This window comes from Planotetraspora mira (assembly GCF_016863275.1).
Lineage (GTDB): Bacteria > Actinomycetota > Actinomycetes > Streptosporangiales > Streptosporangiaceae > Planotetraspora > Planotetraspora mira.
The window spans coordinates 102,427-124,772 of sequence record NZ_BOOO01000001.1 but is presented as its reverse complement, the minus strand read 5'-3'; the positions used below and the strand labels follow the sequence as shown (position 1 = coordinate 124,772).

Below are 22,346 nucleotides of genomic sequence, written 5' to 3'. Positions count from 1 at the left end.
TCTTCACAGGTTGTCCAGCGCGCCGGTACGGCGGACGGCCGCGAGGTAGACCAGCATGATCAGGACTGGGACGGTGGCCACGGCCGCGGCGAAGGGGAGGTTGTTGGCCGCGCCGATGTTGTCGTAGACGACGTTGCCGATGAGCTGCGACTTGCCGCCGACGATCTTCACGGTGATGTAGTCGCCCAGCGACAACGAGAACGTGAAGATCGAGCCCGCGACGACGGCCGGGAACGTCAGCGGCCACACCACGGTCCTGAACGTCCGCCAGCCGCGGGCCCCGAGGTCGCCGGACGCGTCCAGCAGGGCGTTGGGCAGCCGTTCGAGACCCGCGTAGATCGGCAGGATCATGTACGGCAACCAGAGGTAGGAGAGCGTCGCGATCGTCGCGGTCAGGCCGTACCCCCAGCCGAGGATGCCGCCGGACGAGAGCAACACCCGCCAGGCGTACGCCTTGACCAGGTAGGAGGCCCACAGGGGAGTGAGGACGAGGATCACCAGCCACCGCTGGGACCGCGGCGAGGCGAGCTTGGCCATCGCGAACGCCATGGGGAAGGCGATCACCAGGTCGATGACCGTCACCGCGGCGGCGACCCAGAGGGAGCGCAGGGCGACCGTCCGGTAGACCTCACCCGTGACGAGGTCCTGGAAGTTGGCCCAGGTGAAGACCTTGACCAGGTCGCCGGTGAAGGTGTCGGTCGACCAGAAAGCGGTCACGAACAGGGCGGCCAGGGAGCCCAGGTATGCCAGGCCCAGCCAGGCGAGGGGAGCCGACAGCAGCAGCGACAGCCGTACGCGGGCGTGTCTGTGCAAGAAGGCCGCCACCCGCCGCCGAAGGCCCGCGGCCTCCCCATCCCCCAAAGCAGCACTCGCCGTCATGCTTCCTTCTCTCTCACTCTCCACGCCTCTCTTGCGCGTGATCATGCACACATTCGTGGGCACCCCGAGCGACCTGCCCCAACCCCCGCCGTGATCATGCACACATTCGTGATCAGCTGGGCTGAGCTGCGGCGACGCACGTCGTGATCATGCGCAGGTTCGCGCACGTGCCGCCCAACCTGGGGTGACGCCTTCCGTGATCATGCGCAAGTTCGTGCACGTCCCGCCCGACCTGCGGTGACGCCGTCCGTGATCATGCACGCCGTCGCCGACTGCATGATCACGGACCGTGTTCTCCCAGCTGGGCCGGCGTATCTCCGAACCTGTGCATGATCGCGAACTGGATTTCACCTGGTCAACGGACCTGCCGCCGAACCTGTGCATGATCACGCTTGGGGTTTGGCCTGGTCAGCGGGCCTGTTTCCGAACCTGTGCATGATCACGGCCAAAAAAAGGGGGGTGGGGTCAGCCCTTGATCTCGGTCCAGGCTCGGGTCCACTCCGAGTAGTCGGTGCACTTGACGTCCGTACGGCCGTCGAGGCACTGGGCGATCGGCGTGGTCCAGTAGTGGACCTTGGAGAAGTAGCTCTCGTCGGCTGCGTGGAAGGTGTCGCAGAACGTCTTGTCGGACGTCTCGTCACACGCCTTGGCGTTGGACGGGGCCTCGCCGAACCACTCCGCCACCTGGGCGTTGGCCTTGGGGGAGATGATCCAGTCCATCCACTCGTACGCGCAGTCGGGGTGCTGGGCCTTGGCCGCGACCATCCAGGTGTCCGACCAGCCGGTCGAGCCCTCCTTGGGCAACGTCACCTGGACCGGCGCCTTCTCGGCCTCGGTCAGGTTGGCGATGACCTGCCAGGTCGTCCCCACCACGGTGTCGCCGCTCTTGAAGCTCTGGACCGCCTTGGTGTAGTCGGACCAGTACTCGCCGATGTTCGCCTTCTGCTGCTTCAGCAGGTCGACCGCCGCCTGGAGTTGCTTGTCGTCCAGCGCGTACGGGTCCTTGATGCCGAGTTCGGGCTTGGTGGACATCAGGTACAGCGCCGCGTCGGCGATGTAGATCGGCGAGTCGTACGCCGTCACGTGCCCCTTGTACGGCGAGGCCCCGTCGAACACGACGCTCCACGAGTCCGGCGGCGTCGTGACCTTGTCCGTCCGCCACATCAGGAGGTTCGCGCCACGGCCGTGCGGCACGCCGTAGGGGACCCCGTTGACGGAGTTCCACGGCTTGAGCTTGAGGCCCTCGAACACGTCCTTGTAGTTGGGGATGAGGTCGGTGTTCACCGGCGCGACCGTGCCCGAGGCGATCAGCCGCAGCGAGGCGTCACCCGAGGCGGACACGGCGTCGTACTCGCCGGTCTTCATCAGGTTGACCATCTCGTCCGAAGTGCCGGCGGTCTTGGTGTTGACCTTGCAGCCGGTGGCCTGCTCGAAGGGGTGCACCCAGTCGACCTTCGGGTCGTTGGAGCCGTCCTCGGCGTACCCCGCCCAGGCCACCAGGTTGACCTGGCCTTCGCCCTGCCCGAGCGACTTCAGCGCCTCGATCTTGGGCGGGGTGAAACCGGTGCTCCCCGGTGCGGGGGCCGAGCCCGTCGTGGACGAACCGCCGCAGCCCGCCACGGCGGCGAGCGCCAGCGCGGCGGTGGCGATGAGACTGTGCCGGCCGATACGCCGGTGGGGGGATGACATGGGGGTTCTCCTTGTTCGATGACGGTTCATGACTCGCCGCGCGATGTCCGGAACCGCGCGATGTCCGGAACGCCGCCCGCGGGCGTCATGGGTGTGCCGCTTCCCTGGGTACGGCCAGGCTCACGTCCGCGATCGCGAACTCGTGCCGGCGGTGCCACACGAGGCTGACCCTGGTGCCCCGCAGGCCCATGACGTCCATGGACGAGACCTGCAGGTTCTGCTGCAGAGCGATCAGCCGCACGCCGGCGTCGAGGTCGACGACGAAGCGGGTCGCCGGCCCGGCGTAGACCACCTCGGACACCGTCCCCGACGCGCTGTGCTCGTCCGGCCCCGGTGTCTCGCCGTCACCCGCGACCACCCGCAGCTTCTCCGGCCGGACGCTGAAGGTGCCCTCCTTGCCGAGGACGGCCCGGGCCGCCTCGCCGGAGATCAGGTTCGACGTGCCGACGAAACCGGCCACGAACGCGCTGGCGGGCCGCTCGTAGATCTCGGCCGGAGTGCCGATCTGCTCGATCCTGCCCTGGTTGAACACCGCGACCCGGTCGCTCATCGTGAGCGCCTCCTCCTGGTCGTGGGTGACGAACAGGAAGGTGATGCCGACCTCGCGCTGGATCGCCTTCAGCTCGACCTGCATCTCCTCGCGTAACTTGAGGTCGAGCGCCCCGAGGGGCTCGTCGAGCAGGAGCACGCGCGGACGGTTGACGAGGGCGCGGGCGAGCGCCACACGCTGGCGCTGGCCTCCCGACAACTGGCCCGGGCGCCGTTTGTCGAAGCCTTCGAGACGCACCGAGCGCAGGGCCTCCAGGGCCCGCTCCCGCCGCGGAGACCTGGCCACCTTCTTCACCCGCAGGCCGTACTCCACGTTCTCCAGCACGCTCATGTGCGGGAACAGGGCGTAGTCCTGAAAGACGGTGTTCACGTCGCGCTCGAACGGCGCGAGCCGGGTGACGTCACGGCCGGCCAACTCGACGGTCCCGGCCGTCGGCGACTCGAATCCGGCGATCATCCGCAGCACGGTCGTTTTGCCCGAACCGGAGGGCCCGAGCATCGCGAAGAACTCCCCGTCGGCGACATCGAGATCTACGCCGGCGACCGCCTCGACGCTTCCGAAGCTCTTGCGCAGGCCGCGGAGGCTGACTGCTTGGTCTGGCATGGCCGAAAACATATGGGGTTAAATGTTTCTCGTAAAGTCCCGGACCGGATTCACCGTGTTAACTTCTGGCGCAGCGGAGCGCCGGCCCGGGGGTGTGCGGCCGGCGGCGACCGATCGGCTCGCTCTCAGCTGGGACGGCGAAGGCGGTGGGGACGGCATGGTGGTGAACGCCGCCCGGCTCGCCGTCTTCTCGCCTGTGGACAGCACCGCCCGGGTCGACGTCGTCGTCCGCCGCCTGGCCGATGCGATCGCCGTCGGACTGCTCGCCGACGGCGAGCAGCTTCCCAGTGAGGCAGAACTGGCCGCGAGCCTCGGCGTCTCCACGGTCACCCTCCGGGAGGCCCTCATGGCCCTGCGCCAGCAGGGGATGGTCGAGACCCGGCGCGGACGCGGGGGCGGCAGCTTCGTCCGCGCTCCCTCCGAGATCGACGTGGCCACACGCCTGCGCCTGTTCGCCGTCGACGAGTTGCGCGACCTGGGGGACCACTACACGGCCATCGCGGGGGCGGCGGCGCGGCTGGCCGCCCAGCGCTCACTGCCCTCCGACGTCGCCCCACTGTGGCGGTCCCTCGACGAGATGGCCGCGGTCGCCGCGCAGACGCCCCCGGGCATGATCGCCCGGCTCCGGAGACTCGACGGGCGGTTCCACATCGAGGTGGCGGCGGCCTCGCAGTCCGCGCGACTCACTCAGGAGGAGATCCGGTTACAGGCCGACATCGGACCTCTGCTCTGGCTTTCTCATGAGGCGCTGGGCGGGCACGATGAGATGGCCGCACAGCACCACGCCATCGCCCACGCCATCGAGATCGGCGACGGCGACCAGGCCAGAGCCCTCGCCGAGCGGCACGTGCTCGACGCGATAGAACATCTCATCGAGCTTCGGCTGGGGCTTCAGGAGTAAGAAATGATCACTGATGTGGACGCCGGCCACCACAGCCCCGCCGTCGCCGGGGTGCTCACCCGCGTGGGAGACGCGATCGAGGGCGTGTTCGGGACTCTGCGCGAGGTGCGCGACGCGTCGGCCCGGTGCGTGCGGCGCCGGGGCCGCCGGCCGGTGGCCGCCGACCTCGCCGGGTTGCGGCCGTCGTTGTGGGCACACCTGAACGGGAACGGCGTCGCGGCGCTCATCGCGGGCATCGGGTTCATCGCGGCGCCGGGCCTGCTGGCCGACGCTCACTGGTACCTCGAATGGTGGCAGGAGAACCCCTCGGGCGCCCCGGTCCAACTGCTGCGCGACCTCGACCCGTCGAGCAGCGCCTTCTACGACTACACCCACTGGGACTGGTACACCGGCCCGCTCTCCGGCGCCGAGCACACGATCTGCGGGCCGTACGTCGACTATCTGTGCACGGACGAGTACAGCCTCACGCTTTCGGTGCCGGTCGTCCTCGACGGCGCGTTCATCGGCGTCGCGGCGGCCGACGTGTTCGTCCGCCGTTTCGATGGCGCCGTGCTCCCCGCACTTCGCGAGATCCCCGCCCCGGCGTTCCTCGTCAACGCGAGCGGCCGCGTGGTCGCCTCGAACACAGCGCGCTGGGTCGCCGGATCCCTCTATCGAGGCGCCCAGGGCTTCGCCGTACGGCCCGTGCGCGACCTGCCGCTGTCCCTGGTTACGGCCCGGAGCTGCGACATTCTCGAAAAATAGGGCAGGCCGTTACAAAATTATCACGAGTCCGGTAATAAGCGATCGAAAACTGATCTTCTACGTTGTAGATGCTTTGGTCGGATTTTGGCGGTCATGTGGGGGCTAAGACTTAATGAGTCCAGGCGACTGGTTCCAGGCGGTTTCGGTTCTCGTGGTCATAGTCGCCCTCATTCTGAACATCATGCAATTACGCGCGTTGGGCCAGCAGAACGCCTCCATCGCCTCCTCTCTCCGCCAGACGGTGTACCAGGCCCTCGTCCAGTCCAACACCAATTCCAGGATCACGTTCTTCAACAAGGACCCCGCCCTCTTGGCGTGGCATCTGTCGCACCGAGGCTACGGAGCCTCGAGGCGCAGGATGAACAAGAAGAGGCTGTACATCATCGTCGAGATCGAGCTCCACGAGTTCAACTATCTGAACTATGAGGCGGGACTCCTGCCCAGACATATCTGGACCGCGTGGAACAAGGTTCTCGAGGCCGACTTCGCCGTCACGGAGTTCCGTGAGATGTGGCCGGCCGCCCGTGAGTTCTTCGCCCCGCCCTTCGTCGCCTATGTGGACGCGCTCGTTGCGAGGCCGCTAGAATCGCCCCCGAACCGGGCTACGAATGCAAATCCTCTTTCGCGGGTATTCCGTAAGACCTGGTAAGACGGATAGAGGCGGCCGGAATGCCCGAGATTAGACAGGCAACCGTAGCGGAGGTCGACGGTCTCACTCGGGTGGAGCGGGACGTCTATGTCGGCCACGCCTATTCCTCGACTGTGTTGCGCCAGTTCCTCGACATAGCGGGTCCGTTGGTGATCGTCGCGGTCGAGGACGGCGAGGTGATCGGTCATACCATCGCTCTGCCTGCCGTCTCGGAAGGGGAGGCCTGGCTGGTGGCGCTGGCGGTGCGGGGAGACTGGCGCAAGAGAGGGATAGGGCGATCGCTCTCCCGCCTGGTCCTGAGCCGAGCCGTCGATCACGGCTACCGGACAATCCACCTGACCGTGGAACCGGACAACCAGATCGCCATCGGACTCTACGAGAGCCTGGGTTTCACCACCGAGGGGAAGGTCCCCGACTACTTCGGGAAAGACGAGCCCCGGTTGGTGATGCGCTGGTCGGCGAAGCGGAGTGAACAGCTCCTCCACGCCTTCGCCTGACGACCGGCGGCAGCCGGTGCGGCAGAATTGGGCACATGGCACTCGACCCGAAGATCGCCGGACGGCTGAAGCGCACCGCTGACGGGCTCGTGCCCGCGATCGTGCAGCAGCACGACACCGGCGAGGTGCTGATGCTCGCCTGGATGGACGACGAGGCCCTGCACCGCACGCTCACCACGGGCCGGGCGACCTACTGGTCCCGCAGTCGCGGGGAGTACTGGGTCAAGGGCGACACCTCGGGTCACGTGCAGTGGGTCAGGCACGTCGCGCTCGACTGCGACGGCGACACGATTCTGCTCAAGGTGGACCAGGTGGGGGCCGCCTGCCACACCGGCGACCGCACCTGCTTCGATGCGGACGTGCTCGAGGTAAGCGAGAACGCATGACCGCGCAGGACGGGACGCCCGCGCCCGACCCGGCTCGTACGGCACGGCGCGCGCTGACGGCCTGGCTGATCACGTGTGCGGTGGGTGCCGGGCTGGTGCTGGTGGCCGCCGGGCGCGCGTGGGCCACGGTGACCTTCCGGTCGCAGGCCGGCGCGCTCGGACCGGGCAAGGTGGCCGTCACGGGAACCGAGATCGTCGCCTCCCTCACGCCGGCCACCCTGGCGGCCCTGGCGGCCACGGTCGCCGTGCTCGCCACCCGTGGCCTGGCCAGACGGGCGATCGCCGTGGTGATCGGCCTGTGCGGCGTCGCGGTCGCGGCGGCGAGTTGCACGGGGACGCGGTCGGAGGCGATCGCGGCCGCGGCGCGCGAGCACGCGACCTCGTCGATGATGTCCAGCGGCAGGCCCGTCTCGGAGTCCCTGGTGTGGGCGTGGCCCCTGCTGTCCATCGCAGGCGGGCTCGTGCTGGTGGCCGCCGGAGTGGTGGCCGTCGTCGGGAGCGCGAGATGGCCCGGCATGTCGAGCCGGTACGACCGGGCCGACGGCGGGAGCCGTACCGGATCGTCCGGGGAACGGCGCAGCGCGCGCCCCCGCAAGGTCACGGGAGAGCGGGCTCTGTGGGAGGCCCTCGACGAGGGCGCCGACCCGACCCTGGAGCCCCGGCAGTCCCACGATTCCTAGCGCCGCTTTGGGCCCAGATCACAACTTGTCCACAACCTTGAGGTTTCCTCCAGATCAGCCGTCGCCGTCGATAGGCTTCCGGCCGCAACGAATGATCTCAGGGGAGCATCAATGAGCTACGAAAATCAGCCGGGCGACACGGGAGGTCATGGGACGCCGCCGCCCGGCGGAGGGTACGGCCCTCCCGGGGGTTACCCGCCTCCCGGTGGGAACTACCCCCCCGGTGGTTACCCCCCTCCGGGTGGGTACGGCGCGCCTCCCACGCCGCCGAACAACCACCTGGTCATGGCGATCATCACCACGATCCTCTGCTGCCTTCCGCTGGGCATCGTGTCGATCGTCTTCGCCAGCCAGGTCAACTCCAAGTGGGCGGTGGGCGACTACCAGGGCGCCCTCGCCTCGTCCGAGTCGGCCAAGAAGTGGTGGATCGCGGCGTTGATCTCGGGCATCGTCCTATCCGTGCTGTACATCATCCTGGTCGTGGTCATCGGGGTCGGCGCAGGCCTGTCGTCCTCCACCTCGTCATACTGACGGGCATGACGCAGATCGTCCGCGGGCGGCGGAGGGTGGACCGGCTTCGGTCCGTGCTCGCGCCGCTCGGCGTGGCGGCGGTCACCGGCGCGGCGTTCACGTATGTCGGCGCCGTCGACCCGAACCAGCCCGGTCACTATCCGACCTGCCCGTTCCTGTTCCTCACCGGCCTTTACTGTCCCGGGTGCGGCTCGCTGCGGGCGATGCACGCCCTGGGACACGCCGATTTCGTGTCTGCTCTCGGGCTCAATCCGCTGGCTGTCGCGACCCTCCCGTTCCTCCTCTTCTGGTGGGGCCGGTGGACGCTGCGATCATGGCAGGGACGCCCTGCGCGCACGAGCCTGGCGCATCCGGCGTACATCTGGGGACTGTTCGTCGTCGTACTCGTGTTCGGGGTCGTACGGAACACACCTTTCGGCCAATTCCTCGCACCCTGACGAGACCCAGTGGCGGAGCGGCGCGAGCCGGGCCGATAGCATCGCAAGGCAAGACAGGGAGCGCAGCCGACCGGAGGGACCCTTACGCGTGAGCGAGCGGACTGGTATTTCGCGCGGGATCCGAGCCGAGGGCGAGGAGGACGCGTGAGTGTTCTCGAGGACATCATCCTGGGCGTGCGAGAAGACCTCGAAGAGCGGCAGCGGACCGTGCCCATCGAGGAGCTCAAGAAGCGGGCGTCGCGCGCGCCGGGGCCCCGGGACGCCTACCCCGCGCTCGGAGGCGACAAGGTCTCGGTGATCGCCGAGGTGAAGCGCTCGAGCCCCTCCAAGGGCGCGTTGGCCGCCATCGCCGACCCCGCCGCACTCGCCGCCGACTACGAGGCGGGCGGAGCTCACGTCATCAGCGTGCTGACCGAGCGGCGCAGATTCGGCGGCACGCTCGACGACCTCGCCGCCGTCCGTGCGGCGGTGGACATCCCCATCCTGCGCAAGGACTTCATCGTCACCTCCTACCAGTTGTGGGAGGCCCGGGCCTACGGCGCGGACCTCGCCCTGCTGATCGTCGCCGCCCTCGAGCAGAACGCCCTGGTGTCGCTCATCGAGCGGGCGGAGTCGATCGGGCTCACGCCGCTGGTCGAGGTGCACACCGAGGAAGAGCTCGACCGGGCCGTCGAGGCGGGCGCCAAGATCATCGGAGTGAATGCGCGGGACCTCAAGACCCTCGAGGTCGACCGCGAGGTCTTCGCCCGGCTGGCGCCGAAGGTGCCCGACGGCGTCATCAAGATCGCCGAGTCGGGTGTCCGCGGCCCGCACGACCTGCTCGCCTACGCCCGGGCGGGCGCCGACGCGGTGCTGGTGGGGGAGAGCCTCGTGACGGGGCGTGACCCCCGGGCCGCCGTCAACGATCTGGTGACGGCCGGAGCGCATCCGGCCTCACGCCTGGACACGGGATCCGAGAGGTAGTCGTGACAGACAGCGTTCATCGACAAGAGCGGACGACGGGGGCGGGAGGGGTCCTGATCACCCCCGCCGACCTGGCCGGTGGCGGCGTCCGGGGCGACGATCCCGACATCCGCGGCAAGTTCGGCGTCTTCGGCGGCCGTTACGTGCCCGAGGCGCTGATCCCCGCGCTCGACGAGGTGGCCGCGGAGTACGAGAAGGCCAAGACCGACCTGGACTTCATCCGGGAGTTCGACCACCTGCTGCGCACGTATGCGGGCAGGCCGACGACGATCACCGAGGTGCCGCGCTTCGCGGAGCAGGCCGGCGGCGCGCGGATGCTGCTCAAGCGCGAGGATCTCACGCACACCGGCGCCCACAAGATCAACAATGTGCTGGGCCAGGCGCTGCTCACCAAGCGCCTCGGCAAGACCCGCGTGATCGCTGAGACGGGCGCGGGCCAGCACGGCGTCGCCACCGCGACCGCCGCGGCGCTGATGGGGCTCGAGTGCGTCATCTACATGGGCGCCGTCGACTGCGAGCGTCAGGCGCTCAACGTGGCGCGGATGAAGCTGCTCGGGGCCACCGTCGTCCCGGTCACCAACGGCAGCCAGACCCTCAAGGACGCCATCAACGAGGCCTTCCGCGACTGGGTCACCAACGTCGACCGCACCCACTACCTGTTCGGCACGGTCGCGGGGCCGCACCCGTTCCCCGAGATCGTCCGTGACTTCGCCCGCGTCATCGGGGTCGAGGCCCGCCGCCAGGTCCTGGAGCTCACCGGCAGGCTTCCCGACGCGGTCGCGGCGGCCGTCGGCGGCGGGTCGAACGCGATCGGCATCTTCCACGCCTTCCTCGACGACGAGGACGTCCAGCTCCACGGCTACGAGGCCGGCGGGCGGGGCGCCGAAAACGGCGAGCACGCGCTGACGCTGACCAAGGGAAGCATCGGCGTGCTGCACGGCTCACGCACCTACGTCCTGCAGGACGAGGAGGGCCAGACGATCGAGTCGCACTCGATCTCGGCCGGCCTCGACTACCCGGGCGTCGGTCCCGAGCACGCCTGGCTCAAGGACTCCGGCCGCGCCGTCTACCACGGCGTCACCGACGCCGAGGCGATGGAGGCCTTCTCCCTCCTGGCCCGCACGGAGGGCATCATCCCGGCCATCGAGTCCTCGCACGCCCTCGCGGGAGCGCTCAAGCTCGGCCGTGAGCTCGGCCCCGAGGCCACCATCCTGGTGAACCTCTCCGGCCGTGGCGACAAGGACATGGGCACCGCGATGAAGTACTTCAACCTCTGACATCCGTTGAGGCAACCGATGACGACACTCCAGACGGTCTTCGAGAAGGCGCGCGCCGAGAACAGGTCCGCTCTGGTCGGATACCTGCCCGCCGGCTTCCCCAGCAAGGACGGGGCCGTGGCCGCCGCGACCGCCATGGTCGAGGCCGGCTGCGACGTGATCGAGATCGGCCTGCCGTACTCCGATCCGCTCATGGACGGACCCACCATCCAGGACGCGGTGCACCGGTCTCTCGTGAACGGCACCCGCATCAGTGACGTGATGCGCACCGTCGAAGGGGTGGCCGCGTCGGGTGCCGCCACGCTCGTCATGACGTACTGGAACCCCGTCGACCGCTACGGGGCCGAGCGCTTCGCGCGCGACCTGGCCTCGGCGGGCGGGGCGGGGACGATCACGCCCGACCTCACGCCGGAGGAGTCCGAGCCCTGGCTCGCGGCGAGCAAGGAGGCGGGGATCGACACCGTCTTCCTGGTCGCGCCCAGCTCACCGGACGAGCGGATCAGCCGGGTCGCGTCCTGCTGCACCGGATTCGTCTACGCGGCCTCGCTGATGGGCGTGACCGGCGCGAGGGAATCCGTGGGCTCCGCCGCCGAGGGGCTGGTGAAGCGGACCAGGTCCCACACCTCCCTGCCGATCTGCGTCGGGCTCGGTGTCGGCAACGGCCGGCAGGCGGCGGAGGTGGCCGCCTACGCGGACGGGGTCATCGTCGGCTCGGCCTTCATCAGGCGCCTCCTCGACGCGCCGGACGAGAAGACGGGACTCGCCGAGGTTCGCGAGCTCGCGCAGGAGTTGGCGCGAGGCGTCCGGCGCTGAGGCGCAAGGAGGGTCATTTCCGGCCCACCCCTCGGTAAGGCCGGTAAAACCCCTGCTTACCGTGCTCTTATCCGTCACATGCTGTGCTGGTCCCGATATTGTTCACCCGGGGTTGCCGAGCGGGACGAGGGAGACGATGGTTCAGTTGGCATCGGGCAGGCCGGTGTTGAGTCCGTTACAGTCCGTGGCCACGGCGCTCTCGTGGGTGACGACCCTTGCGAGACTCGTGCTCGGCGTCTCTCTTTTCGTCGCGGGTGCGATCAAGATCGGCGCGCCCGCGGTCTCGGTGCAGGCGGTCAAGGCCTATGAACTGCTGCCGGACACTCTGGCCACGGTGGTGGGACACGGCCTGCCGATCGTGGAGATCATCGTCGGAATCCTGCTCGTCCTCGGCCTGCTCACCCGGCCCTCGGCCGTCGTGGGCGGTCTGCTGATGGTGGCCTTCATCGTCGGCATTTCTTCGGCGTGGGCGCGTGGCCTGCGGATAGACTGCGGCTGCTTCGGCGGCGGCGGCACGGTGGGCGCGGATCAGGACCCCGGATACATCTGGGAGCTTCTGCGCGACGTCGGCTTTCTCCTCTGCGCCGCCTGGATCGTCTACAGGCCCCCCGGCCGGCTCGCGATGGACTCGGCGCTCGGTCTGGCCGGTTCGCGCGAACTCGGCACCGCAGGCGACGACGAGGACGACGAGGACGGCAGCGATACGGATTGACGAGGTCGCGGGCTCACCGCGATCTGTCTGAGGCCGGCGCGGGATGGCCGGCGGAGCAGCCACGGGGGGCTTGCTTGAGTAAGAGGGCACGGGAGGCCTCGGCCAAGGCGCGGGCCGCGGCTCAGCGCGAGGCGGTCCGCAAACAGGAGCAGCGCAAGCGCACGACCATGCTGACCACGATCGGCGTGATCGTCGTGGTCGCCGGCGCGGTCACCTGGTGGTCGGTACGGCAGAGCGCGTCGGAGCAGGTCACGGGTGCTCTCGCGCCGGTCACGATCCAGCCGGACGGCCCGATCGTCATGGCGAGGCCAGGAGTCACCGCGCCCGTGATCGACGTCTACGAGGACTACCAGTGCCCCGCCTGCAAGCAATTGGAGCTGACCAGCGGGTCGACACTGAAGAACCTGGCCGCCGAGGGCAAGGCCAAGGTCGTCTACCACCTGCTCACGATCTTCAAGCAGGAGCCGACGATGTCGAACTCGCTGCGTGCGGCCTCGGCGGCCCGGTGCGTGACGGACGGCGCCCAATGGATCAAGTACCACGACAGGCTGTACCAGGAGCAGCCGAGCGAGACGTCGGTCGGGTTCGGCGCCGACGACCTGGTCCGCTGGGGCCGTGACATCGGCGTCACGGGCGCGGACTTCGAGACCTGCGTGCGCGACCAGAAGAACGTCGCCGCCCACCAGCAGTACTCCGCCCAGGTCATCGCCACTCAGAAGTTGCCCGGGACGCCGACCGTCATGCTGGACGGGCAGAGTCTGGGAACCACCGCGTTCGTGCCGAGCGCTCTGCGGGAGGCCGTTCTCGATGCGGCCAAGTGAGCTTCGGCACCTGTACTCCGCGGTGTGCACCGAGGGCGGGCGGACTTACGGTAACGTCACCTGACATGCCACCCCTCGCCTCGATTCCCAGTCCGTCACAGGGTGTCTGGGATCTCGGCCCGATCCCGATCCGGGCCTACGCGCTGTGCATCGTGCTCGGCGTCATCGTCGCCGTCTGGATCGGCGAGCACCGTTGGCGCGCCCGCGGCGGCGCGGCTGGAACGATCACCGATCTCGCCGTCTGGGCCGTGCCGTTCGGCCTGGTCGGCGGGCGTCTCTATCACGTCATCACCGACTGGCAGCTGTACTTCGGATCCGAAGCGCCCAACCGGCCGATCGACACGCTCTTCATCTGGAAGGGCGGCCTCGGCATCTGGGGCGCGATCGCGCTCGGCGCGCTCGGTGTCTACATCGGCTGCCGGCGGCGCGGGATCTCCTTCACCGCGGTGGCCGACGCCCTCGCCCCCGCGGTCGCGGTGGCCCAGGCCATCGGCCGGTGGGGCAACTACTTCAACCAGGAGCTGTTCGGCAGCCCGACCACGTTGCCCTGGGGCCTCGAGATCGATCCTGGCCGTCCGGGCGCGATCGCCGGCGTGGAGACCTACCACCCGACGTTCCTCTACGAGTCACTGTGGGATCTCGCCCTCGCGGGCGTCCTGGTGTTGCTGGCCAGGCGCTTCACCCTGCGCCACGGCCGCCTGCTGGCGCTGTACGTCGCGGGATACACCCTGGGCAGGTTCTGGATCGAGGGGCTGCGGGTCGATCCCGCACACCACATCCTCGGGCTCCGGCTCAACCAGTGGACCTCGGTGGTCATCTTCATCCTGGCCGTGGCGTACTTCTGGTTCGCCAGGAACAGGAAGGGCGAGGAGATCGTCGACGTCCCCGTGGAGCCCGCCGACGGTGACGGGCCCGCGGCGGACGCCGCAGCCGACGCGAGCGAGGACGGATCCGCGGGGGAGCGTGCGGACGGTTCCGAGTTAGCGGCAGGGCAGACGAAGGTCGCCGCCTTCACGAGCGAACCGGTCGGGGAGACGGCGGGCGACGCGGCGGCGGACACGGCAGCGGGCGCAGCGTTCGACACAGCGGCCGAATCAGCGTCCGACACAGCGGAGGTCGCTGTCGCCGAGGCCGCGGAGGAGGCGGACGGGGTCGACCCGGCGCACCAGCGGGACCAGGCGGACGAGTCCGACATCGCCCCGCCCGTGACGGCTCCCGACCCCGCCTCGGCAGACGACCAGGACGGTCAGGACGTCCAGGACGGTCAGGACGGCGAACGGGCGGCAGGCGAGGCTCAGGCCGTACCTGACCGGGAGGCCGGCCAGAGATGACCGAAGGCGGCTCGGGGGCGCGGGCCGAGATCCATCACCAGCACCGGGACGTCACCGGTGGGTGGCTCAGGCCTGCGGTGTTCGGTGCGATGGACGGCTTGGTCTCCAATTTCGCCCTGATCGCCGGTGTCGCGGGAGGAACCGCCGACACGAAGATCGTCTCCCTGGCGGGTGTGGCGGGCCTTGCGGCCGGCGCGTTCTCCATGGCGGGCGGCGAGTACGTGTCGGTCGCCAGCCAGCGGGAGCTGGCCGAGGCCGAGATCGACATCGAACGGCGAGAGCTGGCGCGCAATCCTCAGTCGGAGGAGGACGAGCTGGCGCAGCTTTACATGCAGCGCGGCGTGGAGCCGGACACCGCGAGGGAGGTCGCCAGGCAGATCTCCCGCAACCCGGAGCAGGCGCTCGTGGTCCACACGCGGGCGGAGATCGGCGTCGACCCGCAGGACCTGCCCTCGCCGGTCCTCGCGGCGGCCTCGTCCTTCGTCTCCTTCGGCGTGGGGGCGCTCATCCCGCTGGTGCCGTACCTCCTCGGGCTGACGGTCCTGTGGATCCCGGCGGTCGCGTCGATGCTGGCTCTGTTCGCCGCGGGCGCGCTGGTCTCCAGGGTGACCGCGCGAAGCTGGTGGTTCAGCGGCCTGCGCCAGCTCCTCGTCGGCGGCCTCGCGGCGAGTCTGACTTGGGGGCTTGGCACGCTCATCGGAGCCGGCGGTTCATGACCAAGCGAAAGCGCCGGACGTCCGGTTCCCGGGACAGATGGGCCGACTCGGCACCCCCCGCCGAGTCGGGGATGAGCGACAGTCAGCGGCGCGTCCTGGTGTGGACCGGGTCGATCGCCGCCACCCTCGCGACCGCGTTGGGCCTGGTCCTGCTGGCCACCTCGATAACCGGGAACGCCGCGGCGCCGGACGAGCAGGGGTCGGACCCCTTCGGGAAGGCCCGGCCGGACCTCTACCAGGCATGGCCGTCCCCCAAGCAGTTCGGGCCTATAGCCGACAGGAAGGCCGACGCGGCGCCGCTCACGGCCAAGGAGGTCTTCGGCGCCAAGACGCTCACGTCGGGCAGGATCGCCCTGAAGAGGATCGCCAGCCGCCTGGACGACAACTGCGGCGGCACCGTGTGGGGCGGCCTGGCGGGAGAGTTGGCCGACGCGGGCTGCGAGCAGGCCGTCCGCGGGCTGTACGCGACCGCCGACGGCGACTACGTCGCCCAGTACACGATGTTCAACCTGGCCGACGTGGACGCCGCGAACGAACTCGTCGACAACCTCAAGGCCCTGCACCACGACGGCTGGGTGCTGCCGCTGGAGTCGGAGAAGGCGCAGTTCCAGGGGTATACGGAGGCCAGCGGCCAGGCGATGGGGCACTTCGTCGGCCTCGCCTGGATCGGCCGCGCGGACGGCGCCGAGCCGGGGGGCAAGGACGACTTCGTCACGCTCGGGCTGGCGGTCCGGGAGTCGGAGAAGGCGCTCTACCGCCGCGTGGTCGCGGTCGCCGGGCTGCCCGCGGCCCCCGCCGGAGGGGACGAGGGAGACGACACGGCGCAGCCGTCGGAAGCGCCGCCCAGCGAGCCCGATCCGGGGTCCGGAGGATACGGGGAGTCCGAGTCTCCTCCGCCGGCCACCTGACAGGTCAACGGGCCCCGGCCAGTGTCTCCGACACGTCGGCGGGAAGCCCGGCGAGGCGGTGAAGGGGCAGTTCCAGTGCGGTGAGATCCCCTGCCCACGGCGCGGCCTCCTCGACCACGGCCCTGGCCTCCTTCCTGGTCAGCCCGGCCGTCTCGGCCAGCGCCTCGCGCCAGGTGTTGGCCACCTTGCCGTGCGCGCTGTCGAGGATCCGCCGGACGATCCGCGCGACATCGGCGTCGGGGAGCGGCAGCCGTACGGCGTCGAGGACGGCCCCCGCGCCGGTGGACCGGCAGGTGACGTCGTACACGGGGCGGACCGCCTCCGTCAGCGCGGGCAGGTCGTCCGGCCTGGCGGCGAGCAGGACGCGCACGTGCCTGGCCCGGGTCGCGAGCAGCAACCGGGGAAGGGCCGTCTCAAGCCCGGCGGGCATGGCCACGGCCACCCGTTCCGGCGCGGCGGCGTACGGCTTGGCGAGCAGGGTGGACAGCCTCGTCCTGGGCACCTTCGGCAGCAGTTCTCGGGGCCATTCCCCGGCGAGCAGGGCGGGGGCGAACTCCGCCAGATCCTCTCCGGCGGGCGCACCCGCCGCAGAGGCGGCCTCGACGGACTGGGGACCCTGGGTGTAGATCGCGGTGGCGAGCCTGTCGACCCGGGAGGCGACGGCAGGCCACGTCTTGGTCGTCGGCCGGAGAATGTAGAGGTCGGCGGCGCTGCCGATGGCCTCGGCCCCGTCGTACCTATTGAAGTCCGGAAATATCGCTTCATTAAGAAGATTTAGGTCAGACAAGGTGTTCTGTACCTTGAGGGCCAGCATGGGGGTGCGTTCGGACGCGCCGTAGGCCAGGAGGATCCGGCCGTGGTCGCGGTCCCGCAGCCCCTCGGCCGCGCGTGCCACGAACAGGCCGATCCCGTCGGGCGTGTAGGGCGGATCGGTGATCGCCAGGTCGGCCTGACCGCGCGCGGACGGGGCGAGGCCCAGGCGCAGGTCCGTCCAGCGGGTCCTGACACCGAGGCCCTGGGCGTCGATGTAGTCGAGGATCCGCTCGTCGATGTCGACGACCGTGACGTCCACATCCGGATGGATCATCCGTACGGCGAGGGAGGTCAGGTCGTGATCGCCCACGCAGAGCAGCCTGGCGCCCGGCAGCCAGAAGCGGGCCCCGAGCAGCAGGGCCCGCCGCAGGACCGTGTCGGCGGTCGCGGCGACATGGTCGAGCGTGTGGCGGCCCCGCGGGGCCTTGGCGATCAGCTCCCTCAGCCGCTCGAGGGTCTCGGCGTGCTCCCCGGCCAGGCCGGCGACCGGATCCGTCAGGTCCGAAATATCGGGACCGAAGGCTTCGTTATAACGTCGGGCGCGATCGGCCGGCAGCCGGAAGCGATCGCCGCTGCGCTCAAGGGTGAGCTCACGCAGCAGCGACTCGATGGAACGCCGCGATGTCGCGGTCTCCCGGACGAGATCGGCCAGAGTCCACCAGTCGCCGCCGCCGAGAAGGCCGAGCGCCCTGCGGAGACGGCGGCTGTCCACGCCCGCCGAGGTCAAGAGCTGATCGATCGCCTCATGAGCCGCCATGCGGCAACTGTATCCATCGTGTTAACCAATGAAGATTCGCGAAGCGGACCCACGGGGACTATTCCGGCAGGGTGCGGTAATCTCTACGTACCATAATTGCAGCAGGGCCAACGTCGTCCCTCTGTTTCGAACAGACGATGACGACGGGAGTGACTAGATGCCTGCTGCCCGCCTTGGCTCACCCAGAGGCTTTCCGGAGCCCCAGGGCCTGTATGACCCCTCGAACGAGCATGACGCCTGCGGCGTGGCCATGGTGGCCGACGTCGCCGGCAGGCGCAGCTATGACATCGTCTCCAAGGCGCTGACGGCGCTCCGCAACCTCGATCATCGGGGGGCCAGCGGCAGCGAGCCCGACACCGGTGACGGCGCCGGCATCCTCACGCAGATCCCCGACGCGTTCTTCCGGGCGGTCGCGGGCTTCCCGCTACCGCAGGAGGGCGCGTACGCCGTGGGCACCGCCTTCCTGCCACTCGACGAGGAGGCCAGGAGCATCTCCGTCGGCCTCATCGAGGAGATCGCCGCCGAAGAGGGCATGACCGTCCTCGGCTGGCGTGACCTGCCGGTCGACCGCGCTCTCCCCGGGGCCAGTGCCCGCGCGGTCATGCCGCATTTCCGGCAGCTGTTCGTCAGCTCGCCCGGCGGCGAGAGCGGCCTCGAGCTCGACCGGCTCGTCTTCGCCTTCCGCAAGCGCGCCGAGCACGAGGCGGACGTCTACTTCGCCTCGTTGTCCAGCCGGACGATCGTCTACAAGGGGATGCTGACCTCCCTGCAGGTCGAGCCGTTCTTCCCCGACCTCGCCGACGAGCGTTACGTCTCGGCCATCGCGCTGGTCCACTCGCGTTTCTCCACCAACACCTTCCCCTCGTGGCCGCTGGCCCATCCGTACCGGTTCATCGCGCACAACGGTGAGATCAACACCGTCAAGGGCAACCGGAACTGGATGCGTGCCCGCGAGGCCATGCTGGCCACCGGCCTCATCCCCGGTGACCTGGAGCGCCTGTTCCCGATCTGCGACCCGGACGGCTCGGACACCGCATCCTTCGACGAGACGCTGGAACTGCTCCACCTGGGCGGGCGGTCGCTGCCCCACGCCGTGCTGATGATGATCCCCGAGGCGTGGGAGAACCACGCCGAGATGGACCCGGCGCGGCGGGCTTTCTACGAGTTCCACTCGACGCTGATGGAGGCCTGGGACGGCCCCGCGTCGATCACCTTCTCCGACGGCACGCTCGTCGGGGCGGTGCTCGACCGCAACGGCCTTCGCCCCGGGCGGTTCTGGGTCACCGACGACGGCCTGGTCGTGCTCGCCTCCGAGGCGGGCGTGCTCGCGGACATCGCCCCGGAGAGGGTCGTCCGCAAGGGCCGCCTCCAGCCGGGCCGCATGTTCCTGATCGACACCGCCCGCGGCAAGATCATCGAGGACGACGAGATCAAGGCCGAGCTCGCGGCGGCCCAGCCGTACGAGGAGTGGCTGCACGCGGGCCTGGTGCGGTTCGAGGAACTGCCCGAGCGCGAGCACGAGCACCCCACGCACGAGGCGCTGGTGCGGCGGCAGCAGACCTTCGGGTACACCGAGGAGGAGCTGCGGATCATCCTGGCGCCGATGGCCAGGACGGCGGCTGAGCCGATCGGCTCCATGGGCACCGACACGCCCGTGGCCGTGCTGAGTGACCGGCCGCGGCTGCTGTTCGACTACTTCAGCCAGCTGTTCGCCCAGGTCACCAACCCGCCCCTGGACGCAATCCGCGAAGAGCTCGTCACCTCGCTGCAGTCGACGATCGGCCCGGAGGGCAACCTGCTCGACCCTGCCGCGCCCTCGTGCCGGCGTCTCGTGCTGCCCTACCCGGTGATCGACAACGACGAGCTGGCAAAGATCGTCCACATCAACGACGAGGGCGCGCTGCCGGGCTTCCAGCCGCACGTCGTCTCGGGTCTGTTCGACGTGGCCGGCGGGGGCGAGGCGCTCACCCGGCGGCTGGAGGAGATCCGCCAGGAGGTCTCCGCGGCGATCCGGGACGGCGCGCGGATCATCGTGCTGTCCGACCGCGGATCCTCCCGCGACAAGGCGCCCATTCCGTCCCTTCTGCTCACCGGCGCGGTGCACCACCACCTCATCCGGGAGAAGTCGCGCACCCGGGTCGGCCTCGTGCTCGAGACCGGCGAGGCCAGAGAGTGCCACCACATGGCCCTCCTCGTGGGGTACGGCGCCAGCGCCATCAACCCCTACCTCGCGCTGGAGACGGCCGAGGATCTGATCGCCACCGGCGTCATCGACCTCGAGCCGCACAAGGCCGTCCGCAACCTGATCAAGGCGTACGGCAAGGGCGTGCTGAAGGTCATGTCCAAGATGGGCGTGTCCACGGTCGCCTCCTACACCGGCGCCCAGATCTTCGAGGCGCTCGGCCTGGGGTCCGAGGTCATCGACCAGTGCTTCACCGGCACGACCTCCCGGCTCGGCGGCGTCGGCTTCGACGTCCTGGCCCGCGAGGCCCTGGAGAGGCATGCCCGGGCCTACCCGCGCGCCGAGAACGCGCACCGGCGCCTGGAGGTGGGCGGCGAGTACCAGTGGCGGCGCGAGGGCGAGCCGCACCTGTTCAACCCGACCACGGTCTTCAAGCTCCAGCACTCCACCCGGACCCGGCGCTACGAGATCTTCAAGGAGTACACCTCGCTCGTCGACGGGCAGTCCGAGCAGCTCATGACCCTGCGGGGCCTGTTCAAGCTGCGTCCGGGCACGCCCATCCCGATCGAGGAGGTCGAGCCGGTCGAGTCGATCGTCAAGCGGTTCTCGACCGGCGCCATGTCGTACGGCTCGATCTCGATGGAGGCCCACGAGACTCTCGCCATCGCCATGAACCGGCTCGGCGCCAAGTCGAACACCGGCGAGGGCGGCGAGGACCCCGAGCGGCTGCACGACCCCGCCCGCCGGTCGGCGATCAAGCAGGTGGCCTCCGGACGCTTCGGCGTGACCAGCGAGTACCTGGTCAACGCCGACGACCTGCAGATCAAGATGGCCCAGGGCGCCAAGCCCGGTGAGGGCGGCCAACTGCCCGGCCACAAGGTGTACCCGTGGATCGCCAGGACCCGGCACTCCACGCCCGGCGTCGGCCTCATCTCGCCTCCGCCGCACCATGACATCTACTCGATCGAGGACCTGGCCCAGCTCATCCACGACCTCAAGAACTCCAACCCGCGCGCCCGCGTCCATGTGAAGCTGGTCGCCGAGGTCGGGGTCGGGACCGTGGCCGCCGGAGTCAGCAAGGCCCACGCCGACGTCGTGCTGATCTCCGGCCACGACGGCGGCACCGGCGCCTCGCCGCTGACCTCGCTCAAGCACGCCGGCGCGCCGTGGGAGCTCGGCCTGGCCGAGACCCAGCAGACGCTGCTGCTCAACGGCCTGCGCGACCGCATCGTCGTCCAGGCCGACGGCCAGCTCAAGACCGGCAGGGACGTCGTCGTGGCCGCCCTGCTCGGCGCGGAGGAGTTCGGCTTCGCCACGGCGCCGCTGGTCGTCTCCGGCTGCGTCATGATGCGCGTCTGCCACCTGGACACCTGCCCGGTGGGCGTCGCCACGCAGAACCCCGAGCTGCGCAAGCGGTTCACCGGCAAGCCCGAGTTCGTGGTGAACTTCTTCGAGTTCATCGCGCAGGAGGTCCGCGAGTACCTCGCGGAGCTCGGCTTCCGCTCGATCGCCGAGGCCGTCGGCCACGCCGAGATGCTCGACACCGCCCAGGCGGTCGAGCACTGGAAGGCCGCGGGGCTGGACCTGTCGCCGATCCTCTACCAGCCGGAACTGCCCGAGGGCACCCCGCTGCACAAGGTCGTCGCGCAGGACCACGGCCTGGACAAGGCCCTGGACAACACCCTCATCCAGCTCGCCGAGGGCGCGCTCGAACTCGGTGACCGGGTGACGCTGGACCTGCCCATCCGCAACGTCAACCGTACGGTCGGGACCATGCTCGGCCACGAGGTGACCAGGCGGTACGGCGGGGCGGGACTTCCGGACGACACGATCGACGTGTCGTTCACCGGCTCGGCGGGCAACTCGTTCGGCGCCTTCGTCCCGCGCGGCGTCACGCTGCGGCTGATCGGCGACGCCAACGACTATCTGGGCAAGGGCCTGTCGGGCGGGCGGCTCGTCGTCCGGCCGCACCCGGACGCGCCGTTCGCGGCCGAGACGCAGGTCATCTCCGGCAACGTCGGCCTGTACGGCGCGACGTCCGGCGAGGTGTTCGTCAGGGGCGTCGTCGGCGAGCGGTTCTGCGTGCGCAACTCCGGCGCCACCGCGGTCGTCGAGGGCGTCGGCGACCACGGCTGCGAGTACATGACCGGGGGCAGGGCGGTCGTCCTCGGCCCCACCGGGCGCAACTTCGCGGCCGGCATGTCGGGCGGCGTCGCCTACGTGCTCGACATCAGGCCGGAGCGCGTCAACCGGGAGATGGTCGAGGTCGAGCCGCTGGAGGACGCGGACGCCGAGTTCTTGAGAGAGATCGTCGAGAGGCATTTCACCGAGACCGGATCCACGGTCGCCAAGGACCTGCTGGCCGACTGGGACTCCGCTCTGGCCAGGTTCGGGAAGGTCATGCCGACGGACTACAAGCGGGTCCTGCGGGCACGGGCCGCCGCCGAGGCCGAGGGCCGGGACATCGACGAGGCCGTCATGGCCGCCGCGCACGGATAAGGGGCACA

At 69.6% G+C, this 22,346-nt stretch carries 21 protein-coding genes; 17 read left to right on the top strand and 4 right to left on the bottom strand.

Going from position 1 to position 22,346, the window contains the following annotated elements:
• Positions 1–3: 3 nt before the first annotated feature.
• From Pmi06nite_RS00575 to Pmi06nite_RS00565, 3 genes are all read right to left on the bottom strand, one after another.
• The gene (locus Pmi06nite_RS00575; protein ID WP_203950773.1) at positions 4–879 is read right to left on the bottom strand and encodes an ABC transporter permease; all 876 of its coding nucleotides are present in this window, start codon (positions 877–879) and stop codon (positions 4–6) included.
• Positions 880–1,344: 465 nt separating this feature from the next.
• Positions 1,345–2,568 (bottom strand): ABC transporter substrate-binding protein, encoded by a 1,224-nt coding sequence (locus Pmi06nite_RS00570; RefSeq protein WP_203950772.1) that lies wholly within the window; start codon positions 2,566–2,568, stop codon positions 1,345–1,347.
• A gap of 85 nt (positions 2,569–2,653) precedes the next feature.
• Positions 2,654–3,721, bottom strand: coding sequence for an ABC transporter ATP-binding protein (locus Pmi06nite_RS00565; RefSeq protein ID WP_239113418.1), 1,068 nt, complete (start codon positions 3,719–3,721; stop codon positions 2,654–2,656).
• A 55-nt stretch (positions 3,722–3,776) separates the two neighbouring features.
• Here Pmi06nite_RS00565 and Pmi06nite_RS00560 point away from each other — a divergent pair, with 55 nt between their 5' ends.
• From Pmi06nite_RS00560 to Pmi06nite_RS00485, 16 genes are all read left to right on the top strand, one after another.
• The gene (locus Pmi06nite_RS00560; protein WP_239113417.1) at positions 3,777–4,622 is read left to right on the top strand and encodes a FadR/GntR family transcriptional regulator; all 846 of its coding nucleotides are present in this window, start codon (positions 3,777–3,779) and stop codon (positions 4,620–4,622) included.
• Between the two features lie 3 nt (positions 4,623–4,625).
• Positions 4,626–5,366 carry a cache domain-containing protein gene (locus tag Pmi06nite_RS00555; protein WP_203950770.1) on the top strand — a complete coding sequence of 247 codons (741 nt, stop codon included), beginning with the start codon at positions 4,626–4,628 and terminating at the stop codon, positions 5,364–5,366.
• A 112-nt stretch (positions 5,367–5,478) separates the two neighbouring features.
• The gene (locus tag Pmi06nite_RS00550; protein WP_203950769.1) at positions 5,479–6,015 is read left to right on the top strand and encodes a hypothetical protein; all 537 of its coding nucleotides are present in this window, start codon (positions 5,479–5,481) and stop codon (positions 6,013–6,015) included.
• A 71-nt stretch (positions 6,016–6,086) separates the two neighbouring features.
• On the top strand, positions 6,087–6,512 hold the full coding sequence (locus Pmi06nite_RS00545) for a GNAT family N-acetyltransferase (protein WP_203950768.1): 426 nt from the start codon (positions 6,087–6,089) through the stop codon (positions 6,510–6,512).
• A gap of 35 nt (positions 6,513–6,547) precedes the next feature.
• Positions 6,548–6,898 carry a phosphoribosyl-AMP cyclohydrolase gene (gene hisI, locus Pmi06nite_RS00540; protein ID WP_203950767.1) on the top strand — a complete coding sequence of 117 codons (351 nt, stop codon included), beginning with the start codon at positions 6,548–6,550 and terminating at the stop codon, positions 6,896–6,898.
• Entirely contained in the window at positions 6,895–7,578 is a 684-nt protein-coding gene (locus tag Pmi06nite_RS00535) for a Trp biosynthesis-associated membrane protein (protein ID WP_203950766.1), read from the top strand. Before hisI ends, Pmi06nite_RS00535 begins: the two co-directional genes overlap by 4 nt.
• Before the next feature lie 111 nt (positions 7,579–7,689).
• Positions 7,690–8,109 carry a CD225/dispanin family protein gene (locus tag Pmi06nite_RS00530; protein WP_203950765.1) on the top strand — a complete coding sequence of 140 codons (420 nt, stop codon included), beginning with the start codon at positions 7,690–7,692 and terminating at the stop codon, positions 8,107–8,109.
• Between the two features lie 5 nt (positions 8,110–8,114).
• On the top strand, positions 8,115–8,546 hold the full coding sequence (locus Pmi06nite_RS00525; RefSeq protein ID WP_203950764.1) for a DUF2752 domain-containing protein: 432 nt from the start codon (positions 8,115–8,117) through the stop codon (positions 8,544–8,546).
• Positions 8,547–8,690: 144 nt separating this feature from the next.
• Positions 8,691–9,509, top strand: a complete 819-nt coding sequence (trpC, locus tag Pmi06nite_RS00520) for an indole-3-glycerol phosphate synthase TrpC (RefSeq protein ID WP_203950763.1) — start codon at positions 8,691–8,693, stop codon at positions 9,507–9,509.
• Positions 9,510–9,565: 56 nt separating this feature from the next.
• The gene (gene trpB, locus Pmi06nite_RS00515) at positions 9,566–10,786 is read left to right on the top strand and encodes a tryptophan synthase subunit beta (RefSeq protein WP_373317235.1); all 1,221 of its coding nucleotides are present in this window, start codon (positions 9,566–9,568) and stop codon (positions 10,784–10,786) included.
• Between the two features lie 18 nt (positions 10,787–10,804).
• On the top strand, positions 10,805–11,599 hold the full coding sequence (trpA, locus tag Pmi06nite_RS00510; RefSeq protein WP_203950762.1) for a tryptophan synthase subunit alpha: 795 nt from the start codon (positions 10,805–10,807) through the stop codon (positions 11,597–11,599).
• Positions 11,600–11,783: 184 nt separating this feature from the next.
• Positions 11,784–12,311, top strand: a complete 528-nt coding sequence (locus Pmi06nite_RS00505) for a MauE/DoxX family redox-associated membrane protein (RefSeq protein WP_239113415.1) — start codon at positions 11,784–11,786, stop codon at positions 12,309–12,311.
• A gap of 74 nt (positions 12,312–12,385) precedes the next feature.
• Positions 12,386–13,132: a DsbA family protein gene (locus Pmi06nite_RS00500; RefSeq protein WP_203950761.1), complete on the top strand. Its 747-nt coding sequence runs from the start codon at positions 12,386–12,388 to the stop codon at positions 13,130–13,132.
• A 65-nt stretch (positions 13,133–13,197) separates the two neighbouring features.
• A complete protein-coding gene (lgt, locus tag Pmi06nite_RS00495; RefSeq protein ID WP_203950760.1) occupies positions 13,198–14,463 on the top strand; it encodes a prolipoprotein diacylglyceryl transferase in 1,266 nt (421 codons plus the stop codon).
• A complete protein-coding gene (locus Pmi06nite_RS00490; RefSeq protein WP_203950759.1) occupies positions 14,460–15,179 on the top strand; it encodes a VIT1/CCC1 transporter family protein in 720 nt (239 codons plus the stop codon). The genes lgt and Pmi06nite_RS00490 overlap by 4 nt, the downstream gene beginning before the upstream one ends.
• The gene (locus Pmi06nite_RS00485) at positions 15,176–16,087 is read left to right on the top strand and encodes a hypothetical protein (protein ID WP_203950758.1); all 912 of its coding nucleotides are present in this window, start codon (positions 15,176–15,178) and stop codon (positions 16,085–16,087) included. Before Pmi06nite_RS00490 ends, Pmi06nite_RS00485 begins: the two co-directional genes overlap by 4 nt.
• 4 nt (positions 16,088–16,091) lie before the next feature.
• Here Pmi06nite_RS00485 and Pmi06nite_RS00480 read toward each other — a convergent pair whose 3' ends face one another.
• Positions 16,092–17,657 carry a bis-aminopropyl spermidine synthase family protein gene (locus tag Pmi06nite_RS00480; protein WP_203950757.1) on the bottom strand — a complete coding sequence of 522 codons (1,566 nt, stop codon included), beginning with the start codon at positions 17,655–17,657 and terminating at the stop codon, positions 16,092–16,094.
• Positions 17,658–17,814: 157 nt separating this feature from the next.
• On the opposite strand from Pmi06nite_RS00480, the gene gltB reads away from it, so the two are divergent.
• Positions 17,815–22,338 (top strand): glutamate synthase large subunit, encoded by a 4,524-nt coding sequence (gene gltB, locus Pmi06nite_RS00475; protein ID WP_203950756.1) that lies wholly within the window; start codon positions 17,815–17,817, stop codon positions 22,336–22,338.
• Positions 22,339–22,346 lie beyond the last annotated feature (8 nt).

What these genes read in the sequence shown, in the direction of transcription:
- Pmi06nite_RS00480 (WP_203950757.1), bottom strand. Translation starts at nt 17,657, where the DNA reads ATGGCGGCTCATGAGGCGATCGATCAGCTCTTGACCTCGGCGGGCGTG.
- Pmi06nite_RS00550 (WP_203950769.1), top strand. Translation starts at nt 5,479, where the DNA reads ATGAGTCCAGGCGACTGGTTCCAGGCGGTTTCGGTTCTCGTGGTCATA.
- Pmi06nite_RS00485 (WP_203950758.1), top strand. Translation starts at nt 15,176, where the DNA reads ATGACCAAGCGAAAGCGCCGGACGTCCGGTTCCCGGGACAGATGGGCC.
- Pmi06nite_RS00490 (WP_203950759.1), top strand. Translation starts at nt 14,460, where the DNA reads ATGACCGAAGGCGGCTCGGGGGCGCGGGCCGAGATCCATCACCAGCAC.
- Pmi06nite_RS00535 (WP_203950766.1), top strand. Translation starts at nt 6,895, where the DNA reads ATGACCGCGCAGGACGGGACGCCCGCGCCCGACCCGGCTCGTACGGCA.
- hisI (WP_203950767.1), top strand. Translation starts at nt 6,548, where the DNA reads ATGGCACTCGACCCGAAGATCGCCGGACGGCTGAAGCGCACCGCTGAC.
- Pmi06nite_RS00555 (WP_203950770.1), top strand. Translation starts at nt 4,626, where the DNA reads ATGATCACTGATGTGGACGCCGGCCACCACAGCCCCGCCGTCGCCGGG.
- lgt (WP_203950760.1), top strand. Translation starts at nt 13,198, where the DNA reads ATGCCACCCCTCGCCTCGATTCCCAGTCCGTCACAGGGTGTCTGGGAT.
- Pmi06nite_RS00565 (WP_239113418.1), bottom strand. Translation starts at nt 3,721, where the DNA reads ATGCCAGACCAAGCAGTCAGCCTCCGCGGCCTGCGCAAGAGCTTCGGA.
- gltB (WP_203950756.1), top strand. Translation starts at nt 17,815, where the DNA reads ATGCCTGCTGCCCGCCTTGGCTCACCCAGAGGCTTTCCGGAGCCCCAG.
- trpA (WP_203950762.1), top strand. Translation starts at nt 10,805, where the DNA reads ATGACGACACTCCAGACGGTCTTCGAGAAGGCGCGCGCCGAGAACAGG.
- Pmi06nite_RS00575 (WP_203950773.1), bottom strand. Translation starts at nt 879, where the DNA reads ATGACGGCGAGTGCTGCTTTGGGGGATGGGGAGGCCGCGGGCCTTCGG.
- Pmi06nite_RS00530 (WP_203950765.1), top strand. Translation starts at nt 7,690, where the DNA reads ATGAGCTACGAAAATCAGCCGGGCGACACGGGAGGTCATGGGACGCCG.
- Pmi06nite_RS00570 (WP_203950772.1), bottom strand. Translation starts at nt 2,568, where the DNA reads ATGTCATCCCCCCACCGGCGTATCGGCCGGCACAGTCTCATCGCCACC.
- Pmi06nite_RS00525 (WP_203950764.1), top strand. Translation starts at nt 8,115, where the DNA reads ATGACGCAGATCGTCCGCGGGCGGCGGAGGGTGGACCGGCTTCGGTCC.